The organism is Pseudomonas sp. WOUb67, from assembly GCF_050058005.1.
Classification (GTDB): domain Bacteria; phylum Pseudomonadota; class Gammaproteobacteria; order Pseudomonadales; family Pseudomonadaceae; genus Aquipseudomonas; species Aquipseudomonas putida_R.
Window position 1 is genome coordinate 1,874,578 of sequence record NZ_CP170112.1, and the last position, 21,215, is coordinate 1,895,792.

General features: G+C 63.3%; 17 protein-coding genes. 9 read left to right on the top strand and 8 right to left on the bottom strand.

Annotated elements, in window-relative coordinates:
- The first annotated feature begins 99 nt into the window (after positions 1-99).
- The 5 genes from pcaF (at position 100) to pcaC (ending at position 5,352) form a co-directional block, all read left to right on the top strand.
- Positions 100-1,302: a 3-oxoadipyl-CoA thiolase gene (pcaF, locus tag ABOC32_RS08450; RefSeq protein WP_043197769.1), complete on the top strand. Its 1,203-nt coding sequence runs from the start codon at positions 100-102 to the stop codon at positions 1,300-1,302.
- A gap of 189 nt (positions 1,303-1,491) precedes the next feature.
- Positions 1,492-2,781, top strand: coding sequence for an MFS family transporter (locus ABOC32_RS08455; RefSeq protein ID WP_426810714.1), 1,290 nt, complete (start codon positions 1,492-1,494; stop codon positions 2,779-2,781).
- Between the two features lie 9 nt (positions 2,782-2,790).
- A complete protein-coding gene (locus ABOC32_RS08460) occupies positions 2,791-4,143 on the top strand; it encodes a 3-carboxy-cis,cis-muconate cycloisomerase (protein WP_086977987.1) in 1,353 nt (450 codons plus the stop codon).
- A gap of 11 nt (positions 4,144-4,154) precedes the next feature.
- The gene (gene pcaD / locus ABOC32_RS08465) at positions 4,155-4,946 is read left to right on the top strand and encodes a 3-oxoadipate enol-lactonase (RefSeq protein ID WP_426810715.1); all 792 of its coding nucleotides are present in this window, start codon (positions 4,155-4,157) and stop codon (positions 4,944-4,946) included.
- Positions 4,947-4,956: 10 nt separating this feature from the next.
- Positions 4,957-5,352 carry a 4-carboxymuconolactone decarboxylase gene (pcaC, locus tag ABOC32_RS08470; protein ID WP_426810716.1) on the top strand — a complete coding sequence of 132 codons (396 nt, stop codon included), beginning with the start codon at positions 4,957-4,959 and terminating at the stop codon, positions 5,350-5,352.
- Positions 5,353-5,465: 113 nt separating this feature from the next.
- On the opposite strand, the gene ABOC32_RS08475 is transcribed toward pcaC, so the two are convergent.
- The 6 genes from ABOC32_RS08475 to ttgA all read right to left on the bottom strand — a co-directional run bounded on the left by ABOC32_RS08475 (position 5,466) and on the right by ttgA (position 14,651).
- On the bottom strand, positions 5,466-5,990 hold the full coding sequence (locus ABOC32_RS08475; protein WP_426810717.1) for a DUF962 domain-containing protein: 525 nt from the start codon (positions 5,988-5,990) through the stop codon (positions 5,466-5,468).
- A 194-nt stretch (positions 5,991-6,184) separates the two neighbouring features.
- Positions 6,185-7,108, bottom strand: a complete 924-nt coding sequence (locus ABOC32_RS08480; protein WP_016498126.1) for a LysR family transcriptional regulator — start codon at positions 7,106-7,108, stop codon at positions 6,185-6,187.
- Between the two features lie 202 nt (positions 7,109-7,310).
- Positions 7,311-8,564, bottom strand: a complete 1,254-nt coding sequence (locus ABOC32_RS08485) for an OprD family porin (RefSeq protein WP_426810718.1) — start codon at positions 8,562-8,564, stop codon at positions 7,311-7,313.
- A 325-nt stretch (positions 8,565-8,889) separates the two neighbouring features.
- Positions 8,890-10,344: an AdeC/AdeK/OprM family multidrug efflux complex outer membrane factor gene (locus ABOC32_RS08490; RefSeq protein WP_426810719.1), complete on the bottom strand. Its 1,455-nt coding sequence runs from the start codon at positions 10,342-10,344 to the stop codon at positions 8,890-8,892.
- On the bottom strand, positions 10,341-13,493 hold the full coding sequence (gene ttgB, locus ABOC32_RS08495; RefSeq protein WP_426810720.1) for a multidrug efflux RND transporter permease subunit TtgB: 3,153 nt from the start codon (positions 13,491-13,493) through the stop codon (positions 10,341-10,343). The genes ABOC32_RS08490 and ttgB overlap by 4 nt, the downstream gene beginning before the upstream one ends.
- 3 nt (positions 13,494-13,496) lie before the next feature.
- On the bottom strand, positions 13,497-14,651 hold the full coding sequence (gene ttgA / locus ABOC32_RS08500) for a toluene efflux RND transporter periplasmic adaptor subunit TtgA (protein ID WP_426810721.1): 1,155 nt from the start codon (positions 14,649-14,651) through the stop codon (positions 13,497-13,499).
- 256 nt (positions 14,652-14,907) lie between these two features.
- Between ttgA and ttgR the strand changes: the two genes are divergently transcribed.
- Positions 14,908-15,540, top strand: coding sequence for an efflux transport transcriptional regulator TtgR (gene ttgR / locus ABOC32_RS08505; RefSeq protein WP_016498131.1), 633 nt, complete (start codon positions 14,908-14,910; stop codon positions 15,538-15,540).
- A gap of 99 nt (positions 15,541-15,639) precedes the next feature.
- Here the strand turns inward: ttgR and ABOC32_RS08510 are convergent, their stop codons facing one another.
- Positions 15,640-17,091 (bottom strand): MDR family MFS transporter, encoded by a 1,452-nt coding sequence (locus tag ABOC32_RS08510; protein ID WP_426810722.1) that lies wholly within the window; start codon positions 17,089-17,091, stop codon positions 15,640-15,642.
- A 449-nt stretch (positions 17,092-17,540) separates the two neighbouring features.
- Here ABOC32_RS08510 and ABOC32_RS08515 point away from each other — a divergent pair, with 449 nt between their 5' ends.
- Positions 17,541-18,410 carry an isocitrate lyase/PEP mutase family protein gene (locus tag ABOC32_RS08515; RefSeq protein ID WP_426810723.1) on the top strand — a complete coding sequence of 290 codons (870 nt, stop codon included), beginning with the start codon at positions 17,541-17,543 and terminating at the stop codon, positions 18,408-18,410.
- A gap of 252 nt (positions 18,411-18,662) precedes the next feature.
- Here ABOC32_RS08515 and ABOC32_RS08520 read toward each other — a convergent pair whose 3' ends face one another.
- Positions 18,663-19,568 carry a LysR family transcriptional regulator gene (locus tag ABOC32_RS08520; RefSeq protein ID WP_426810724.1) on the bottom strand — a complete coding sequence of 302 codons (906 nt, stop codon included), beginning with the start codon at positions 19,566-19,568 and terminating at the stop codon, positions 18,663-18,665.
- 102 nt (positions 19,569-19,670) lie between these two features.
- Here ABOC32_RS08520 and ABOC32_RS08525 point away from each other — a divergent pair, with 102 nt between their 5' ends.
- Complete coding sequence (locus ABOC32_RS08525) at positions 19,671-20,546, top strand: MBL fold metallo-hydrolase (RefSeq protein ID WP_426810725.1); 876 nt, start codon at positions 19,671-19,673, stop codon at positions 20,544-20,546.
- A 28-nt stretch (positions 20,547-20,574) separates the two neighbouring features.
- Positions 20,575-21,189: an NAD(P)-dependent oxidoreductase gene (locus tag ABOC32_RS08530; RefSeq protein ID WP_426810726.1), complete on the top strand. Its 615-nt coding sequence runs from the start codon at positions 20,575-20,577 to the stop codon at positions 21,187-21,189.
- The last annotated feature ends 26 nt before the right edge of the window (positions 21,190-21,215 follow it).

Genomic DNA, 21,215 nt, shown 5'->3' on the forward strand with positions numbered 1-21,215 from the left:
CCTACCGCCACTCTCCTTAATCTGAGCTCATCGAAGCACCCTGACCAGTAGCCTCCACACGTACCGCCGCGGCCCATGGCCAGTGGCAGGAGAAGCCCAATGCGCGACGTATTTATCTGTGACGCCATCCGCACCCCGATCGGCCGCTTCGGCGGCGCCCTGGCGGGTGTGCGTGCCGACGACCTGGCTGCCGTGCCGCTGAAAGCGCTGATCGAGCGCAACCCTGCGGTGCAGTGGGACCAGGTTGATGAAGTGTTCTTCGGCTGTGCCAACCAGGCCGGTGAAGACAACCGCAACGTGGCGCGCATGGCGCTGCTGCTGGCCGGCCTGCCGGAGAGCATCCCGGGCGTCACCCTGAACCGCCTGTGCGCGTCGGGCATGGATGCCATCGGCACTGCCTTCCGCGCCATCGCCAGCGGCGAAATGGAGCTGGCGATTGCCGGCGGCGTCGAGTCGATGTCGCGCGCACCGTTCGTCATGGGCAAGGCTGAAAGCGGCTATTCGCGCAACATGAAGCTTGAAGACACCACCATCGGCTGGCGTTTCATCAACCCGCTTATGAAGAGCCAGTACGGTGTGGACTCCATGCCGGAAACCGCCGACAACGTGGCCGACGACTACCAGGTTTCGCGCGCTGACCAGGACGCTTTCGCCCTGCGCAGCCAGCAGAAAGCTGCCGCCGCCCAGGCTGCCGGCTTCTTCGCCGAAGAGATCGTGCCGGTGCGCATTGCCCACAAGAAGGGCGAAACCATCGTCGAGCGTGACGAGCACCTGCGTCCGGAAACCACGCTGGAGGCGCTGACCAAGCTCAAGCCGGTCAACGGCCCGGACAAGACTGTCACCGCCGGCAACGCCTCGGGCGTGAACGACGGTGCTGCGGCGCTGATCCTGGCGTCGGCAGAAGCGGTGAAGAAACACGGCCTGACCCCGCGCGCCCGGGTACTGGGCATGGCCAGCGGCGGTGTTGCACCACGGGTGATGGGCATCGGCCCGGTACCGGCAGTGCGCAAGCTGACCGAGCGCCTGGGTGTGGCGATGAGTGATTTTGATGTGATCGAGCTCAACGAAGCCTTTGCCAGCCAAGGCCTGGCAGTGCTGCGTGAGCTGGGTGTGGCCGACGATGCGCCGCAGGTGAACCCTAACGGGGGCGCGATCGCCCTGGGCCATCCGCTGGGCATGAGCGGTGCACGCCTGGTGCTGACTGCGCTGCATCAGTTGGAGAAGAGTGGTGGGCGTAAAGGCCTGGCAACCATGTGTGTAGGGGTTGGCCAGGGTCTGGCGTTGGCCATCGAGCGAGTTTGACCTGTACCGGCCTCTTCGCGGGCGAGCCCGCTCCCACAGGAGGAACCACGCCTCCTGCTGTGGGAGCGGGCTCGCCCGCGAAGAGGCCGGCCTTGTTAGACACAAGGCCAATTGCCAGCCAGATAGCGGAACGAGTGTGTTACCAGGTATGTCTAGACTTACCTAGGACCCTCCAGGAGTAAAACCGTCATGACCTCAACCTATTACACCGGCGAAGAACGCGGCAAGCGCATCTTCGCTATCGTCGGTGCCTCATCAGGCAACCTGGTGGAATGGTTCGACTTCTACGTCTACGCCTTCTGCGCAATCTACTTCGCCCCGGCCTTCTTCCCCTCCGACGACCCCACCGTGCAGCTGTTGAACACGGCTGGTGTGTTCGCCGCAGGCTTTTTGATGCGCCCCATCGGTGGCTGGATCTTCGGCCGCCTCGCAGACCGCCATGGTCGCAAGAATTCCCTGATGATCTCGGTGCTGATGATGTGCTTCGGCTCCCTGATGATCGCCTGCCTGCCCACCTACGGCAGCATCGGCACCTGGGCCCCGGCGCTGCTGTTGCTGGCCCGCCTGATCCAGGGCCTGTCGGTGGGCGGTGAGTACGGCACCACCGCCACTTACATGAGTGAAGTGGCCCTGCGTGGGCAGCGCGGCTTCTTTGCCTCGTTCCAGTACGTCACCCTGATCGGCGGCCAGTTGCTGGCCGTGCTGGTGGTGGTGATTCTGCAACAGTTGCTGACTGAAGATGAACTGCGTGCCTGGGGCTGGCGCATTCCGTTCGTGGTAGGGGCCATCGCCGCGCTGATCTCGTTGATGTTGCGCCGCTCGCTGCACGAGACCAGCAGCGCCGAAACCCGCAACGACAAAGATGCAGGCACCATCAAGGGCCTGTTCCGCAACCATGCGGCAGCCTTCATCACCGTGCTTGGCTACACCGCTGGCGGCTCGTTGATCTTCTACACCTTCACCACTTACATGCAGAAGTACCTGGTCAACACTGCGGGTATGACGGCGAAAAACGCCAGCTACGTGATGACCGGCGCGCTGTTCCTGTTCATGGTGGTGCAGCCGTTCTTCGGCATGCTGTCCGACCGCATCGGCCGGCGCAATTCGATGCTGCTGTTTGGCGCGCTCGGTACCCTGTGCACCGTGCCGTTGCTGATGGCACTGAAAACCGTCACCAGCCCGTTCATGGCCTTCGTGCTGATCAGCCTGGCGTTGTGTATTGTCAGTTTCTACACCTCGATCAGCGGCCTGGTGAAGGCCGAGATGTTCCCGCCACAAGTACGTGCGCTGGGTGTGGGCCTGGCGTATGCAGTGGCCAACGCGGCATTCGGCGGCTCCGCCGAGTACGTGGCCCTGGGCCTGAAGACCCTGGGCATGGAAAACACTTTCTACTGGTACGTGACGGCCATGATGGCGATTGCCTTCCTGTTCAGCCTGCGCCTGCCGAAGCAGGCCGCATACCTGCACCACGATGACTAAGGACGTGGCATGACCAACCAACTGTTCGACGCCTACTTCACCGCGCCGGCCATGCGCGAGATTTTCTCCGACCGTGGCCGCTTGCAGGGCATGCTCGATTTCGAAGCCGCGCTGGCCCGTGCTGAAGCCGCTGCCGGGCTGGTCCCGCACAGCGCCGTGGCCGCCATCGAGGCGGCATGCCAGGCCGAGCGCTATGACGTGGGGGCGCTGGCCAATGCCATCGCCACCGCTGGCAACTCGGCCATCCCGCTGGTGAAGGCGTTGGGCAAGGTGATTGCCAGTGGTGTGCCTGAGGCCGAGCGCTATGTGCACCTGGGCGCCACCAGCCAGGACGCGATGGACACCGGGTTGGTCCTGCAGTTGCGCGATGCCCTCGACCTGATCGAAGCCGACCTTGGCAAGCTGGCCGATACCCTGGCGCAGCAAGCCTTGAAGCATGCCGATACGCCATTGGTGGGCCGCACCTGGCTGCAACACGCTACCCCGGTGACCCTGGGCATGAAACTGGCTGGCGTGCTGGGGGCTCTGACCCGTCACCGTCAGCGCCTGCAAGAACTGCGCCCGCGCCTGTTGGTGCTGCAGTTTGGCGGTGCTTCGGGCAGCCTGGCCGCGCTGGGCAGCAAGGCGATGCCGGTGGCCGAGGCCCTGGCCGAGCAACTGAAGCTGACCCTCCCCGAGCAACCCTGGCACACCCAGCGTGATCGCCTGGTGGAGTTTGCCTCGGTGTTGGGCCTGGTGGCCGGCAGCCTGGGCAAGTTCGGCCGCGATGTCAGCCTGCTGATGCAAACCGAGGCGGGGGAGGTGTTCGAACCTTCCGCGCCGGGCAAGGGCGGCTCTTCGACCATGCCGCACAAACGCAACCCGGTGGGCGCTGCGGTGCTGATCGGTGCCGCGACCCGCGTGCCGGGGCTGGTGTCGACGCTGTTCGCCGCCATGCCTCAGGAGCATGAACGCAGCCTGGGCCTGTGGCATGCCGAATGGGAAACCCTCCCGGATATCTGCTGCCTGGTCTCCGGCGCGCTGCGCCAGGCCCAGGTGATTGCCGAGGGCATGGAAGTGGACGCAGCGCGCATGCGCCGTAACCTCGACCTGACCCAAGGGCTGGTGCTGGCAGAAGCGGTGAGTATCGTCCTCGCCCAACGCCTGGGCCGCGACCGTGCCCACCACCTGCTGGAGCAATGCTGCCAGCGCGCCGTGGCCGAACAGCGCCACCTGCGTGCGGTGCTGGGTGATGAACCGCAGGTCAGTGCCGAGCTGTCTGCCGAAGAACTTGATCGCCTGCTCGACCCTGCCCATTACTTGGGCCAGGCCCGCGTCTGGGTGGCGCGCGCCGTATCCGAACATCAACATTTCACTGCCTGAAGGAGACTGCTGTGGCGCATTTGCAACTGGCCGATGGCGTTTTGAACTACCAGATCGATGGCCCGGAAAACGCTCCGGTACTGGTCCTGTCCAACTCGCTGGGCACCGACCTGGGCATGTGGGACACCCAGATTCCGCTGTGGAGCCAGCACTTCCGTGTGCTGCGCTACGACACCCGTGGCCATGGCGCATCATTGGTCACCGAAGGCCCTTACAGCATCGAACAGCTGGGCGGTGACGTACTGGCCCTGCTCGATGGCCTGGACATCCAGAAGGCGCACTTCGTCGGCCTGTCGATGGGTGGCCTGATCGGGCAGTGGCTGGGCATCAACGCAGGTCCGCGCCTGCACAGCCTGACCCTGTGCAACACCGCCGCGAAGATCGCCAATGACGAGGTGTGGAACACCCGTATCGACACCGTGCTCAAAGGTGGCCAGCAAGCCATGGTCGACCTGCGCGATGGCTCCATCGCCCGCTGGTTCACCCCAGGCTTTGCCCAGGCCCAGCCAGAGCAAGCCCAGCGCATTTGCCAGATGCTGGCGCAAACCAGCCCGCAGGGTTATGCCGGTAACTGCGCAGCGGTGCGTGATGCCGATTACCGTGAGCAACTGGGCCGCATCCAGGTGCCCGCGCTGATCGTTGCCGGCACCGAAGACGTGGTCACCACCCCTGAACATGGCCGCTTCATGCAGGCCGGTATCAACGGTGCCGAGTACGTCGACTTCCCGGCCGCGCACCTGTCCAACGTCGAAATCGGTGAGGCGTTCAGCCGCCGCGTGCTCGACTTCCTGCTGGCTCACTGAGGACAACGCCATGGATGAGAAACAACGTTACGACGCGGGCATGCAAGTGCGCCGTGCGGTACTTGGCGACGCCCACGTGAACCGCAGCCTGGAAAAGCTCAACGACTTCAACGGCGAGTTCCAGGAGATGATCACCCGCCACGCCTGGGGTGATATCTGGACCCGCCCGGGTTTGCCGCGCCATACCCGCAGCCTGATCACCATCGCCATGCTGATCGGCATGAACCGCAACGACGAGCTGAAACTGCACCTGCGCGCCGCGGCCAACAATGGCGTGACCCGTGAGGAGATCAAGGAAGTGCTGATGCAGAGCGCGATCTATTGCGGGATTCCGGCGGCCAATGCCACGTTCCACATGGCCGAGTCTGTGTGGGATGAGCTGGGTGTAGAGTCTCGAGAGCAGTAATGCGTGCACTGGCCCTATCGCCGGCAAGCCAGCTCCCACAGGGATTGCAACAGACCTGAGGGCAGTGCATTCCCTGTGGGAGCTGGCTTGCCGGCGATAGGGCCATGGAATGTTTACATAGCCGTATTCTTCTGACGCAAGGCTACCGGGCCTGCGTTGTTTTCCACGGCCTGCTTCAGGGCCGGGCACAGGCCCAGCATGAATGCCGCTTCTGCCACCACGAACAGCGGCCCGATGATCAGGCCGCTGACATCGTCGACAAATGCAGGTTTGCGGCCTTCGTAGTAATGGCCGACGAACTGGATGACCCAGCCCACCACGAATGCCCCCAGCCCGGCGCTGAGCCACAGCGCTGTGGTCTGGACTGCCAGCACCTGGCCGACCCACAGGCACAGGCCCAGCAGCAGCCCCATCACCAGCCCGAAGCGCAGGTCCAGGCGCAGGTAGAACCACACCGAAGCCGCCGCTGCCAGCAGGGCAGGGGACAGCCACATGCCGGCCACTTCCCCGCCGGGGCGCGATAGCAGGATGGTGACTGCCAGCACGATCATCGGGATGCCGACGAAGTGGGTGGCGATGTTGCGTGGGTCGCGGTGGTAGCTGGCGTATTGGCTCAGGTGGTCGACGAGGGTTTTCATTGTTGTGCCTCCCTGGTTTGCCTGATCGTGGTGTATTGCCTGCACTGGCCCTTTCGCGGGTAAACCCGCTCCCACAGGGATTGCACAGGTCCTGTGGCTTGTACGGTCCCTGTGGGAGCGGGTTTACCCGCGAAAGGGCCGGCACTGGCAACCGATATAGCTCAGGATAGCCCGCAGCCACCACTATCATCAGTTCAGCGAATGGCAGCAGCCCGTACCGGCGTATCCAGCCCCACCAGTGTCTCGATCATCGCCCGCGCCGCCGGCGACAACCGGTAACCGCTGCGGCTGACCACCCCGCAGCGCACGCTCAGCACCTCCAGCGCGGGCGGCAGGTTGCGCCAGTGCAGGCGCACCAGTGTGCCAGCGGCCAAGTCTTCGGCCACGGCCTCTTCGCTGGCCGTGCCGATGGCATCGCTGGCCTGCACCACGCTGCGCAGAATGGCCAGGTGCTCGGTTTGCAGGTGCGGGATGAAGTCGCTGCGCCCGCTCAGGTTGGCCAGGCGCTTGCGCACGCCGGGGGCGAGCAGGGCGCTGGCCAGCGGGTAGCTGAACAGGTCGTTGGTCGACAGGCTGTCCTTGGCCAGCAAGGGGTGGCCCGGCCGGCAGAAGAACAGGCCGGGGCGTGGCGAAAGGGGCTCGGTGTGGAAGTTGGGGTCGGCTTCGAACGGGCGGATATCGTCGACGAAAAACTCGATCTGTTCACGGCGCAGGGCCTGGCCCAGGCGTTCGGCATTGTCCACCAGAAGCGAAGTGCGGATGCCCGGGTGGCGCTCGATGAAGTGGCGCAAGGCGTCGGGGACCAGGCGCACGGCCAGCGCCGGGCCACTGCCGAAATGCAGCTCGCCGGCGTCGAGCTTGGTCATTTGCAGCACTTCGTTGCTCAGTTGGGCGGCGCCCTGTACCAGGCGGCGGGCGTGTTGCAGTACCACCAGGCCTTCTGGGGTTGGCAGCAGGGCCTTGCTGGCGCGGTCCACCAGCGGGCAGCCGAATGTGTGTTCCAGGCCCTGGATGGCGCGGCTGAAGGCGGGTTGGGTGATGCCCATGGCCTCGGCGGCACGGACGAAACTGCGGTATTCGGTGAGGGCGATGAAGTAGCGCAGCTGGCGGAGGTCCATGTCACGGCTCTGGGGCGGGAATCAGGGCCCTATTCAAGCTGTTACAGCTTATGTCGTCCAAGAAGGTTTATGGATTTGTTTATATCATTTGGTTATTTGTAAGGGCTTCTGGCCTCTTCGCGGGTAAACCCGCTCCCACAAGTATTGCACCCGTCTTGAATTCGGTGCCCTACCTGTGGGAGCGGGTTTACCCGCGAAGGATTCAAAGGAGATTCAGCGGGTAGCTGACAATCAACCGGTTCTCATCGAACGCGTTGGTGCTGAAGTCGCGGCGCATGGTGGAGTTGCGCCATTTCACCGACAGGTCCTTCAAGCTGCCGGACTGCACCACATAGGCCAGCTCGGTCTCGCGCGCCCATTCCTTGCCATCATCCACGCTGCCCACGGTGACGTTGTCGCCCTTGATGTAGCGGTTCATCAGGGTCAACCCAGGCACGCCGACGGTGGCGAAGTTGAAGTCATGGCGCACCTGCCAGGACCGCTCTTTGGCATTGTCGAAGCTGGAGTTGTAGCTGTCGTTGGCCAGGGTGCCGCCGCTGGTGCCGTTGACCCGCATCCAGGCGTCGTCGCCGCTGACCTTCTGCAGGCCGACGTAGAAGGTGTGGCCCTGGTAGCGCGCCGAAAGCATGGCCGAGGCGGTGCGGTTGTCCAGCTTGCCGGCGCGCTCTGCGCCGTCTTCCTTGCCGATGAAGTAGCCCAGGTTGGCGCCCAGGGTCCAGTCGCCCAGCGGCTGGCTGTGCGTCAGGTTCAGGTACTGCTGGCGGTAGATGTCCTTGAGCTGGGCATCCCACAGGCCGATCATGGTGCGCTTGTCGTTGAAGGTGTACTCGCCGCCGCCGAAGTTGAAACGGTCGGAGGTGAACGCGCCTTTGCCGTTCATCGACATGTCTTCCATGCTGGCGTCGTTGCGCGGGCTGTTGCCGCGGAACTGGCCGGCGTACAGCGTCAGGCCGGCAATTTCCCTGGAGGTCAGCTGGCCACCGCGGAAGGTCTGTGGCAGCGAGCGGCCATCGTCCGAGCGCAGGATGGGCAGCACCGGCATCCATTCACCGACTTTCAGCTCGGTTTCGGACAACTTGGCTTTCAGCGCCACACCCAGGCGGCCAAAATCATCGGCCGGGCGGCCGTCGTCATGCACGGGCAGCAGGTGCGTGTTGGTGGTGCCTTTGCCGCCGTCGAGCTTGACCGAGTACATGCCCAACACGTCCACACCAAAACCGACGGTGCCTTGGGTGAAGCCGGAGCGGGCGTCGAGAATGAAGCTTTGCGTCCATTCTTCGGCCTTGCCCTGCGGGTGGGCCGGGTCGACGAAATTGCGGTTGATGTAGAAGTTGCGCAGGTTGAGGGTGGCCTTGGCGTCTTCCATGAAACCGCCTTCGGCGGCGAACAGCGGGAAGGCGCAGGACATGGCCAACAGGCCGGGCAGCAGCTGGCGTGCGGGTTGCAAAGTGCTCATCTGTCGTGGATCTCTTGTTTTTATGGGGCGAGCCGGTGCACTGCTGGGTCGAGCCTGCAGGTGCGGGTCTTTTTTTGATGAACTTGGGCAACGTTGCGTAAGGGGATGTTGCGGGGTAGCGCGGGGGTGAGGCAATTCGCCGCAAACGGAATGGGGCGATAATCGAACGGAATGTTCCAGTTAGTTAATTATTTTCCTGTACCGGCCTCTTCGCGGGTGCTGTGCAATACCTGTGGGAGCGGGTTCACCCGCGAAGAGGCAGGTACAGGCAACAGATAACAAAAAGCCCACCGCGAAGGTGGGCTTGATGCTGCAACAGACTCAATCAGCCTTTTGGTGTTTCCACCGATGCCTGCTGGTTGGCCTGCCCGGTCTGCTCGTACCAGCCACCGCCGAGCGCCTTGTACAGGTTGACCTCGCTGGTCAGCTGCGACAGGCGGTCGGTAATCAGCGACTGCTGGGCGCTGAACAGGTTGCGCTGGGCGTCGAGGAAGGTCAGGTTGCTGTCGATACCGATGCGGTAGCGGCGTTCGGCCAGGCGGTAGTAGTCCTGGTTCGCCTGCACCAGGTCGCGCTGGGCCTGCAGCTGCTCTTCGAAGGTCTTGCGCGCGGCCAGGCCATCGGAGACTTCCTGGAAGGCGGTCTGGATGGTTTTTTCGTACTTGGCGACGTTGATGTCCTTCTGGATCTTCGAATAGTCCAGGCTGGCCTTCAGGCTGCCGGCGTTGAAGATCGGCAGGTTGATCTGCGGCTGGAACAGCCAGGTGCCCTGGCCACCTGCGAACAGGTGACCCATGTCCGGGCTCAGGCTGCCGGCGTTGGCGGTCAGGCTGATGCTTGGGAAGAACGCTGCACGGGCGGCACCAATGTTGGCGTTGGCGGCCTTGAGCAGGTGCTCGGCTTCCTGGATGTCCGGGCGACGCTGGAGGATGTCCGACGGCAGGCCGGCCGGTACTTCGGCCAACTGGTCGGCATTGAGCTCCAGCGGCTTGGCCAGGTTGGCAGGAACGCCGGTGCCCAGCAGCACGGTCAGGCTGTTGACGTCCTGGGCGACCAAGCGCTGGTACTGCGAGTACTTGACCCGGGCGCCTTCCACGGCGGTGCGCGCCTGGCTGACGTCGAGTGCCGAAGCCACGCCGACTTCATTGCTGCGACGGGTGAGGTTGTAGCTTTCCTCGTAGGTCTTCAGCGTTTCTTCGGTCAGCTTGAACAGTGCCTGATCGGCCTGCCAGGTGTAGTAGGCGTTGGCCACGCTGGCCACCAGGGCGATCTGCGTGGAGCGACGCGCCTGCTCGCTGGACAGGTAGGTTTCCAGGGCCTGCTCGGTCAGGCTGCGCACACGGCCGAACAGGTCCAGCTCATAGGCGCTGACGCCCAGGGTGGCCGAGTATTGGCTGGTGATGCTCGATTCGCCGGTCTGCGACATGTTCGCCGGAACCCGCTGGCGGCTGCCGCTGGCGGTGGCCGAAACTGCCGGGAACAGGTCGGCACGCTGGATGCGGTACTGCGCACGGTAGGCGTCGAGGTTCAGCGCCGCGACACGCAGGTCGCGGTTGTTGACCAGCGACGTCTGGATCAGCTGTTGCAGTGCCGGGTCGTGGAAGAACTGGCGCCAGCCCTGTTCGGCAGCGGCAACGTCTGCCGACTGGGTCGGCGAGTACGCAGGGCCTTGCGGCCACTGCGCTGCCACCGGTGCTTCCGGGGTCTGGTAGTCAGGGATCAGCGAGCAGCCGCCAAGGATGAAAGCGGTTACCGCCAGGGACAACAAAGACTTGGTCATTGCCCAGCCTCATAACGTGGAGTTTCAGGGGTGGCGTCTTTTTTCGGCTCTTTGCTGCCGAACAGCGACGACACTGCGACGAAGAATAGCGGTACCCAGAAGATAGCCAGCACGGTCGCACTGATCATGCCGCCGATCACACCGGTACCGATGGCGTGCTGGCTGCCGGCACCGGCGCCACTGGCGATGGTCAACGGTACCACGCCGAGGATGAACGCCAGCGAGGTCATGATGATCGGGCGCAGACGCATGCGGCACGCCTCGATGGCTGCGTCGTACAGGCTGCGGCCCTGTTCGTGCAGTTCCTTGGCGAACTCGACGATCAGAATGGCGTTTTTCGCCGCCAGACCGATGGTGGTCAACAGGCCGACCAGGAAGTACACGTCGTTGGACAAGCCGCGCAGGCTGGTGGCAATCAACGCACCGATGATACCCAGTGGAACTACCAGCACGACGGCGATCGGGATCGACCAGCTTTCGTACAGGGCTGCCAGGCACAGGAACACGAACAGTACCGAGAGGGCGAACAGTGCCGGCATTTGCGAGCCGGAGAGTTTTTCCTCGTAGGACATGCCGGTCCACGAGAAGCCGACACCGCTTGGCAGCTCGCCAGCAATGCGCTCGACCTCGGCCATGGCTTCACCGGTACTGTAGCCCGGTGCCGGTGCACCCAGGATTTCCATCGCCTCGACGCCGTTGTAACGCGAAAGCTTCGGCGAACCGTAGGTCCATTCGCCCTTGGCGAAGGAGGAGAACGGTACCATCTCGCCTTTGCCATTGCGCACGTACCACTTCTGCAGGTCTTCCGGGCTCATCCGCGCGTTTGATTCGCCCTGGATGTACACCTTCTTGACCCGGCCACGGTCGATGAAGTCGTTGACGTAGCTGGCACCCAAGGCAATCGACAGGGTGTTGTTGATGTCGGCAATGGTCACGCCCAGGGCGCTGGCACGCTCGTCATCGATGGTCAGCTGGTATTGCGGTTCATCGTTCAGGCCGTTCGGGCGCACGGCGCTGAGGATCTTGCTCTGTGCAGCCTTGGCCAGGAACTGGTTGCGCGCTTCCATCAGTTTCTCGTGGCCGACGCCGCCGCGATCCTGGAGGAACACGTCGAAGCCGGTGGCGTTACCCAGTTCGAGTACCGCGGGTGGGGCGAAGGCGAACACCATCGCATCACGGAAGGTGAAGAAGTGCTGCTGGGCACGCTGGGCCAGCGCGAACACGCTGTTCTCCTTCGAGCGCTCACCCCAGGGTTTGAGCATGATGAAGGCCATGCCCGAGCTCTGGCCGCGTCCGGCAAAGTTGAAGCCGTTGACGGTGAACACCGAAGCCACGGTATCGGCTTCTTCCTTCAGCAGGTACTCGCGCATCTGGTCCACCACCACCTGGGTGCGCTCGGCACTGGAGCCGGCCGGGGTCTGCACCTGGGCGAACAGTACGCCCTGGTCTTCTTCCGGCAGGAACGCGGTAGGGATCCGGGCGAACAGCCAGATCATGCCGACCACGATCAGCGCATAGGCCAGCAGGAACGGCACCTTGTTGCGCAGGATGGTGCCCACGCTGCGTTCGTAGCCGTTGACGCTGCGGTCGAAGTTGCGGTTGAACCAGCCGAAGAACCCGCCTTTGGCGGTGTGATGCTCGCCCTTCTTCAGCGGCTTGAGCATGGTGGCGCACAGCGCTGGGGTGAAGATAAGCGCAACCAGCACCGACAGGCCCATGGCCGAGACGATGGTGATGGAGAACTGCCGGTAGATCACACCCGTGGAGCCGCCGAAGAACGCCATGGGCAGCAGTACCGCCGACAGTACCAGGGCAATACCCACCAGGGCGCCCTGGATCTGCTCCATCGAGCGTTTGGTCGCCTCCTTGGGCGGTAACCCTTCCTCGGACATGACCCGCTCGACGTTCTCCACCACGACGATGGCATCGTCCACCAGCAAGCCGATGGCCAGGACCATGGCGAACATGGTCAGGGTGTTGATGCTGAAGCCTGCGGCGGCAAGGATGCCGAACGTACCCAGCAACACCACCGGTACGGTCATGGTGGTGATGATGGTGGCGCGGAAGTTCTGCAGGAACAGGTACATCACCAGGAACACCAGGACCACGGCTTCGATCAGGGTGTGGATTACCCCGCTGATCGATTCGGTGACCACCGGCGTGGTGTCATACGGGAATACCGCTTTCACCCCTGGCGGGAAGAATGGTTCCAGGCCTTTGATGGTCTCGCGCAGTGCCTTGGCGGTATCCAGGGCGTTGGCACCGGTAGCCAGTTTTACTGCCAGGCCGGAAGCCGGTTTACCGTTGAACTGGGCGCTGACCGCGTAGTTTTCACCCCCCAGGCCCACTTCGGCGACATCACTCAGGCGCACCTGCGAACCATCGCTGTTGACCTTGAGCAGGATCTTCTCGAACTGCTCGGCGGTCTGCAGGCGGGTCTTGCCGATGATGGTGGCGTTAAGCTGGGTACCCGGCATGGCCGGCAGGCCGCCAAGCTGGCCCGAAGATACCTGCACGTTCTGTGCGGCAACCGCGGTCTTGACGTCGACCGGGGTCAGCTGAAACTTGTTCAGCTTCGCCGGGTCCAGCCAGATACGCATGGCGTACTGCGCACCGAACACCTGGAAGTCACCCACACCCGCGGTACGCGAGATCGGGTCCTGCATGTTGGAGACGATGTAGTTGGCCAGGTCATCCTTGGTCATGCTGCCGTCTTCGGACACCAGGCCGATCACCAGCAGGAAGTTTTTCACCGCTTTGGTAACGCGGATACCTTGCTGTTGCACTTCTTGCGGCAGCAGCGGGGTGGCCAGGTTGAGCTTGTTCTGCACCTGGACCTGCGCGGTGTCGGCGTTGGTGCCTTGCTCGAAGGTCGCGGTAATGGTCATGCTGCCGTCGGAGTTACTTTCCGACGACACATAACGCAGGTTGTCGATACCGTTGAGCTGCTGCTCGATCACCTGTACCACGGTGTCCTGCACGGTTTGCGCCGAAGCGCCCGGGTAGGTCACGGCGATGGCGATGGCCGGCGGCGCGATGCTGGGGTACTGGTTGATCGGCAACTTCAGGATCGACAAGGCGCCGACCAGCATGATCACCAAGGCGATCACCCAGGCGAAGATCGGGCGATCGATAAAGAACTTCGACATGGTTTACTCCGCTTTGGCGTCTGCTTTCGCCGCGTTGGCCTGATCAGGGCTGCCCGGCTTCTTGACGTTGGTGGCTTCGCTGACCTTCACCTCGACGCCCGGGCGCACGTACTGCAGCCCTTCGGTGATCAGGCGGTCACCCGGGTTCAGGCCTTCCTCGATCAGCCAGTCGCTGCCCAAGGTACGGCTGGCCTTGAGCTGGCGCAGTTCGACCTTGTTCTCCTGGTTGACCACCAGTGCGGTCGGTGCACCCTTAAGGTCACGGGTAACGCCCTGCTGCGGGGCCAGGATGGCGTTGGCGTTGACCCCGGCCTTCAGCCGCGCATGCACGAACATGCCCGGCAGCAGGGTGTGATCGGGGTTGGGGAACAGCGCACGCAGGGTGACCGAGCCGGTGGTTTCGTCAACCGAGACTTCCGAGAACTCCAGGCGGCCTTCCTGCTTGAACAGGCTGCCGTCTTCCAGCACCAACTGCACCGAGGCTGCATTGTCGCCAGCCTTCTTCAGCTGGCCGCTCTCCAGGTCACGGCGCAGCTTGAGCAGCTCGGCGGTGGACTGGGTGACGTCGATGTAGATCGGGTCGAGTTGCTGGATGGTGGCCATGGCGTCGGTCTGGCCATTGCTCACCAATGCACCTTCGGTAAACGAAGAACGGCCGATACGGCCGCTGATCGGTGCCAGCACCTTGGTGTAACGCAGATCGATCTGTGCGCTTTTCAGCGACGCTTCGGCCTGCAATCGTTTGGCATTGGCGTCGTCGTACTCCTGCTTGGAGACGGCCTGTTCATTGATCAGCTGCTTGTAGCGCTCGGCCAGCGAGCGCGTAGCCTGCAGGTTGGCCTGGGCATTGGCCAGGTTGGCCTCGTACACGGCAGGGTCGATCTGGTACAGCTGCTGGCCTTCCTTGACCTCACTGCCTTCCTTGAACAGGCGCTTGAGGATGATGCCATTGACCTGCGGGCGCACTTCGGCGACACGGTATGAAGTGGTGCGCCCCGGCAATTCCGAGGTCAGGGTAAAGGCTTGCGGCTGAAGGGTAACCACGCCGACCTGAGGAGCCTGCGCCGCTGGCGCTGCTTCTTCTTTCTTACAGCCACTGAGCAGGGTTGCCAGGGCGACGGCGGAAACCAGAGCGGTAACGGCTGGCTTGAATTGCATGAGGATCCTCGGGGCGGTGGAGCAGGAAACGCTCAAGAGTAGTGGAAGAGTCTTGATCTGGAAAAAATGCTATCGGGTGGATAAATAGCTTGCTAAGGAATATACTTACATTCATGGTTGTTTGTAAATACCGCTGGGTTGTACTCCGGTACTGCCACAGTCCTTGATTAGCTCATCCGCGAGGCGCCCTGCAGAGGTGCCCCCGGAACGTTCCCCGTACGCGCCGTGCGTTCGGGCCAGATGAGGTTGTACTGCCATGGTCCGTCGAACCAAAGAAGAAGCCCAGGAAACCCGCGCCCAGATCATCGAGGCGGCGGAAAAGGCCTTCTACAAGCGCGGGGTTGCGCGAACCACCCTGGCCGACATCGCCGAACTGGCGGGTGTGACGCGCGGGGCGATCTACTGGCACTTCAACAACAAGGCGGAGCTGGTGCAGGCGCTGCTCGACAGCCTGCACGAAACCCATGACCACTTGGCGCGCGCGAGTGAAAGCGAGGACGAAGTCGACCCGCTTGGCTGCATGCGCAAGCTGCTGCTGCAAGTGTTCAACGAGTTGGTGCTCGATGCCCGAACCCGGCGTATCAATGAAATTCTGCATCACAAGTGCGAGTTCACCGATGACATGTGTGAAATTCGCCAGCAGCGCCAGGGCGCGGTACTGGATTGCCACAAGGGCATTGCCCTGGCGTTGGCCAATGCCGTTCGCCGGGGCCAGTTGCCTGACGCGCTGGATGTCGAGCGCGCAGCGGTGGCGATGTTTGCCTATGTCGATGGCCTGATCGGGCGCTGGCTGTTGCTGCCTGACAGTGTCGATCTGGCGGGCGATGTCGAAAAATGGGTCGACACCGGGCTGGATATGCTGCGCTTGAGCCCGGCCCTGCGCAAATGACACTTTGTTAAGGATTGTGAGGGAGTGTTTCCCGTCTGTATTAAGAGAGGATTAATACTTCCGGGGTGCCCTGAACGAAGTACAGGAACAGCGCACCCTTCAGCGACCGCGTAATTGCCGGTCGGGCAGCGCAAATGCCGCAAACACTCCCAGCACCGCAACCAGCGCACTTCCCATCAGCAAATGCCGGAACGTCTCCGTCAAGCGGCCCTGCGTCACCAGGTCCACTTCACCGGCCTTCAGGCTCCCCAGCAATGGATTCCCCAGCATTTCGAACCCGCCCTGGTGCAGCAGCGCCAGCAACAGGCTGGACATGCACGCTACGCCCATGGCCCCGCCCAGCGAACGGAACAGGTTGGTGGTGCTGGTGGCCACGCCGATGTCCTTGCTGTCTACCGCGCTTTGCGTGCCCACCAGCGATGTCGGGAACTGCAACCCGCAGGCAATGCCGGTCAGCAGCATGAACAATGCACTGAGCCACCCAGACTGTGGCGGGGTCAACGCCATGGCAAAAATGGCCACGGGCATCAGCAGCGCACCGGCGAGGATCTGCGGCTTGTAGCGCCCGGTCCGGCTGGTCATGCGCCCACCGGTGAAGGCGCCCAGGGGCAGCCCCATCGCCAGCGGCAGCAGGTGCAGGGCGGCGCTGTCGGCACCGGCGCCGGTGATGCCCTGGTAGCGCAACGGCATGAGCATGGTCAGCGAAATCGACTGAAAGCTGGCGAAAAAGATCACGCCCCAGCACAGCACCGCCACCCGGTTGCCGAACAGGCCCAAGGGCAGCAGCGGCTCCGGGCAGCGGCGCTCATGAACGATGAACAGCGCCAGGCCCAGCACGGCACAGGAGAACAGGGCCACTACCGCCGGCTCGACCCAGGCGTGGCCCTGGCCGACCAGGGTGATGCCCAGTAACAGGCTGCCCAGGCCGAGTATCAGCAGCACGGCGCCGAGGTAGTCCACCTGCGCCTCGCGGCGCTGCGTCGGCATGCCGCCAAGGGCCCGGTGGATCGCCCACAAGGCAACCAGCCCCAGCGGCAGGTTGATCCAGAACACCCAGCGCCATGACAGGTACTCGGTCAACCAGCCCCCCAGCACCGGCCCGGCGACACTCGCCACTGCATACATGCTGCTGAAATAGCCCTGGTAGCGGCCGCGTTCACGCGGGGGCACGAAGTCGCCGATGATTGCCTGGCTGACCGAAACCATGCCCCCCGCACCAATGCCTTGCAGCACGCGGGCCAGCACCAGTTGCTGCATGTCCTGGGCCAGGGCGCAGGCGATCGAGGCCAGGGTGAACAGGCTGATCCCGGTCAGGATCATCCGCCGCCGCCCGTACAGGTCACCCAGCTTGCCGTAGATCGGTACGGCCACGGTCATGGCCACCATGTAGCCGGAGATGACCCACGCCAGCAGGCCGACATCGTTGAACTGGGCCGAGATCGCGGGCAGCGAGACGGCGACGATGGTCTGGTCCAGGGCGCCGAGGAAGATCGCCAGCATCAGGGCGGTCAGCACGTTGCGCAGGGTAGTGGGGGGCAGGGCGGCGGTCACGGGAATACCTTGTAATCGATTTTGGTTTCTTCGCGGGTAAACCCGCTCCCACAGGTATGGCGTTGGGCTTCAGGACGGTGCGGTCCCTGTGGGAGCGGGTTTACCCGCGAAGAGGCCCGCATGAAGTACCCGGATTGTAACCTGAGTTAGGTAGCTTCCTATGTACTATCTGCATCCCCTATGCCGAATCGGCATTGGCGCATTCATCCAGTGGTGCATGGCTGCGTGATATCGTTGGTATGCCACAGAGGCTGAAATCCGGGGCTTGCACCAGCTTGGTGCAACAATATGCCGCAGGTTTTTCAGGCCGCTGTCTCCCACACCTTTTATTCCTCTGCCTGCATGTCGAGCATGACCGCCCCGATGGCGACGGTTGGATCAGCTCAGGTAGACCCGATTACAGGGGTCGGTAGTTACCGTTCAAATTTCAACTTATTTGCGGAGTGATCATGCCCAAGGCTTCCCATCAAGATCTGCGTTTTGCCTTCCGCGAACTGCTCGCTTCAGGTTCCTGTTACCACACGGCATCGGTGTTCGACCCGATGTCGGCACGCATTGCTGCAGACCTGGGCTTCGAGGTCGGCATCCTGGGCGGCTCCGTCGCTTCGTTGCAGGTACTGGCCGCGCCGGACTTCGCCCTGATTACCCTCAGCGAGTTCGTCGAGCAGGCCACCCGTATTGGCCGGGTAGCACAATTGCCCGTACTGGCTGATGCCGACCACGGCTACGGCAACGCGCTGAACGTGATGCGCACGGTGGTCGAACTGGAGCGCGCCGGCGTGGCCGGGCTGACCATCGAGGACACCCTGCTGCCCGCCCAGTTCGGGCGCAAGTCCACCGACCTGATCCCGGTTGATGAGGGCGTCGGCAAGATTCGTGCGGCCCTGGAGGCGCGGGTCGACTCGTCGCTGTCCATCATTGCCCGCACCAACGCAGGCGTGCTCACTACCGGAGAAATCATCGTGCGCACCCAGAGCTACCAGAAGGCCGGTGCCGATGGCATCTGCATGGTGGGCGTGAAGGACTTCGAGCAGCTCGAGCAGATTGCCGAGCACCTGACCGTGCCGCTGATGCTGGTCACCTATGGCAACCCCAACCTGCATGACGATGAACGCCTGGCGCGCCTGGGCGTGCGTATCGCGGTCGATGGCCATGGCGCCTACTTCGCTGCGATCAAGGCCACTTACGATTGCCTGCGCTTGCAGCGTGGCAAGCAGAACAAGTCGGAGAACCTGAGCGCCACCGAACTCTCGCACACCTACACCCAGCCCGAGGATTACATCCGCTGGGCCAAGGAATACATGAGCGTCGAAGAGTGACCGGCAGGGCGCCGTCAACTCAACGGACGGCGCTCAAGGTTGCCGTGTGAGGCACGCAATGTGCCTGCTCGCAGCTGGCTGCGGCACTGGGCTGGCTGCGTAGCAGCTCGGCGCGCCAGCAGGCAGAACCATACAGCCCTGCGACGGCCGTCAGGGCCATGACGAGGGCGACTCTTCTGGACTTGATGCCCATGGTGCTCACCTCCTGTTACAGCGACAGGTGATACCTTCCAGCTTAGGCCAATTTCAGCGTCACAGATCCCGATCCCACTCCGGTTCGTCCTTGAACCGCTGCACCAGAAAATCCAGCATGCTGCGCAAGGTCGCCGGCATGTGCTTGCGCGACGTATACACCGCATTCAGGTTCAGTGTACGCGGCTCAGCTTCGGGCAGCAGGCGCACCAGTTCGCCCCTGCGCAGGGCGTCGGCGGTCTGGTAGCTTGGCAGCATGGCGATGCCAGCGCCGGCCAGCGCCGCCTTTTGCAATGTCATCGCTTCGTTGGCGCTGATGTTTCCCGCCACTGGCACGGCGACCTGCTGGCCGGCCACTTCGAAATGCCACAGGCTGTGGCCGAAGTAGGCATGGGTCAGGCAGTTGTGCCGGCTCAGGTCCTCGACCCGTTGCGGGGTGCCGTGCTCGCGCAGGTAGGCCGGGGCCGCGCATACCACCGAGCGGCACACGCTCAGGCGCCGGGCGATCAGGTTGGGGTCCAGCTCGTTGCTGGTGCGGATGGCCAGGTCGATGCGCTCATCCACCAGGTTGACGGTACGGTCGAGCATCTGCAGTTCCACCTTCACCCCAGGATAGCGCCGCACATAGGCAGCCACCGCGTCCACCAGCTGTGCCTGGCCGAAAGAGGTGCTGACGCTGATGCGCAGCGCGCCTTTTGGCGCGTCATCCGGCTGCTGCACCGCAGCCTGCAGGTCGCCGGCCAGTTCCAGCAGTTGCCGGCAGCGGGGCAGGGTTTCCTGGCCGGCGGCGGTGAGGCTGAGCTTGCGGGTGGTGCGCTGCATCAGCCGCGCGCCAACCCAGTCTTCCAGCTCTGCCAGGTAACGCGAGACCACGGGGCGAGACAGCTGCAGGTGGTCTGCCGCTGCCGACTGGCTGCCCAGGTCGACGACGGTGACGAAAACGCGCATGGCGTTGAGACGGTCCATGATTTGCCCGGTTTTAGAAACAAACTATGTTCGAGCATCGCATTTTTTGCGACGGATCGGGCAACTAAGCTGTCGGGCATCGTTCAACTGAAGGCCTTGCCCATGTCCCTGTTCACTCCCCTGCGCGGCCTGCTACTGGCCTGTGTCACCTTGGCCGGCCCGGCGCTGGCCGCCGAACCGTTGCAACTGGATGTCTACAATCCTGGGCACGCGGCCATCTTCCCGGTCAGCTCGGTGATTGTCAGTGGCGAGCACGATGCCGTGCTGGTCGATGCCCAGTTCGGCAAGGCCCAGGCCCAGCAACTGGTGCAGCGCCTGCAGGCTGGCGGCAAACACCTGACCACCATCTACATCAGCCACGGCGACCCGGACTACTACTTTGGCCTGGACACCCTGACCCAGGCCTTCCCCGACGCCAAGGTGCTGGCCTCTGCCGCCACGGTTGCACATATCCGCCAGACCATGGACGCCAAGCTGGCGTACTGGGGGCCGCAGATGGGGGCAGACAAACCGGCACGGCTGGTGGTGCCGCAGGTGCTTGAAGGCCAGCGCCTGACACTGGAAGGACAAGCCCTCGACGTGGTTGGCCTGGATGGCCCGCAGCCAGACCGCAGCTTTGTGTGGATCCCGTCCATCAAGGCGGTGGTCGGTGGCGTGGTGGTGTCCGAGAACATTCATGTGTGGATGGCCGATACTCAATCGGCCAAGTCCCATGCCGACTGGCTTGGCACCTTGGCGCACATCGAAGCACTGGGGCCACGAACGGTCATCCCTGGGCACTACCTGGGAGACAGCAGCCGTTCACTAAAAGCTGTGCGTTTCACCGCAGACTACATTCGTGGGTTCGATGCAGAAACCGCCAAGGCCAAAGACGGCAATGCGCTGATCGAGGCCATGAAGCAGCGTTACCCGGGCCTGGCCGATGAAAGCTCCCTGGAGCTCGGGGCCAAGGTCGCCAAGGGCGAGATGAAGTGGTAATTCCGTTCAATTGATGGAGAGTATTCCCATGAGCAAGATCGCAATCATCGGTGCCACTGGCCGCGCTGGCAGCCAGTTGCTGGAAGAAGCCCTGCGCCGTGGCCACAGTGTGTTGGCCATCGCCCGTGACCCTTCGCAACTGCAAGGCCGTGAAGGGGTGACCGTCAAGGCGCTGGATGCCAAGGACAGTGCGGCCCTGCAAGCGGCGGTAACGGGTGTGGACGCCGTGTTGAGCGCGGCGCATTTCTCGACCATCGAGCCGCAGGCCATCATCGAGCCGGTCAAGCGGGCCGGGGTCAAGCGCCTGCTGGTGGTGGGTGGTGCCGGCAGCCTGTTGCTGCCGTCGGGGCACCGGGTGATCGACAGCCCGGACTTCCCGGAGGCTTACAAGGCCGAAGCCACTGCCGGGGTGCGTTTTCTGGAGGCGCTGCAACACGAGCCAAACCTGGACTGGACCTTCCTCTCGCCGTCGGCGGAGTTTGTCGAAGGTGAGCGCAGCGGTCGGTACACGTTGGGCAAGGATCATCTGCTGATCGGGAAGGATGGCAAAAGCTGGATCACCTTTGCCGATTATGCGATTGCCATGCTGGACGAACTGGAAAAGCCCGCGCATTCGCGTCAGCGGTTCACAGTCGGCTACTGAGTCGCCTGCTTCGCGGCCATGCCCGC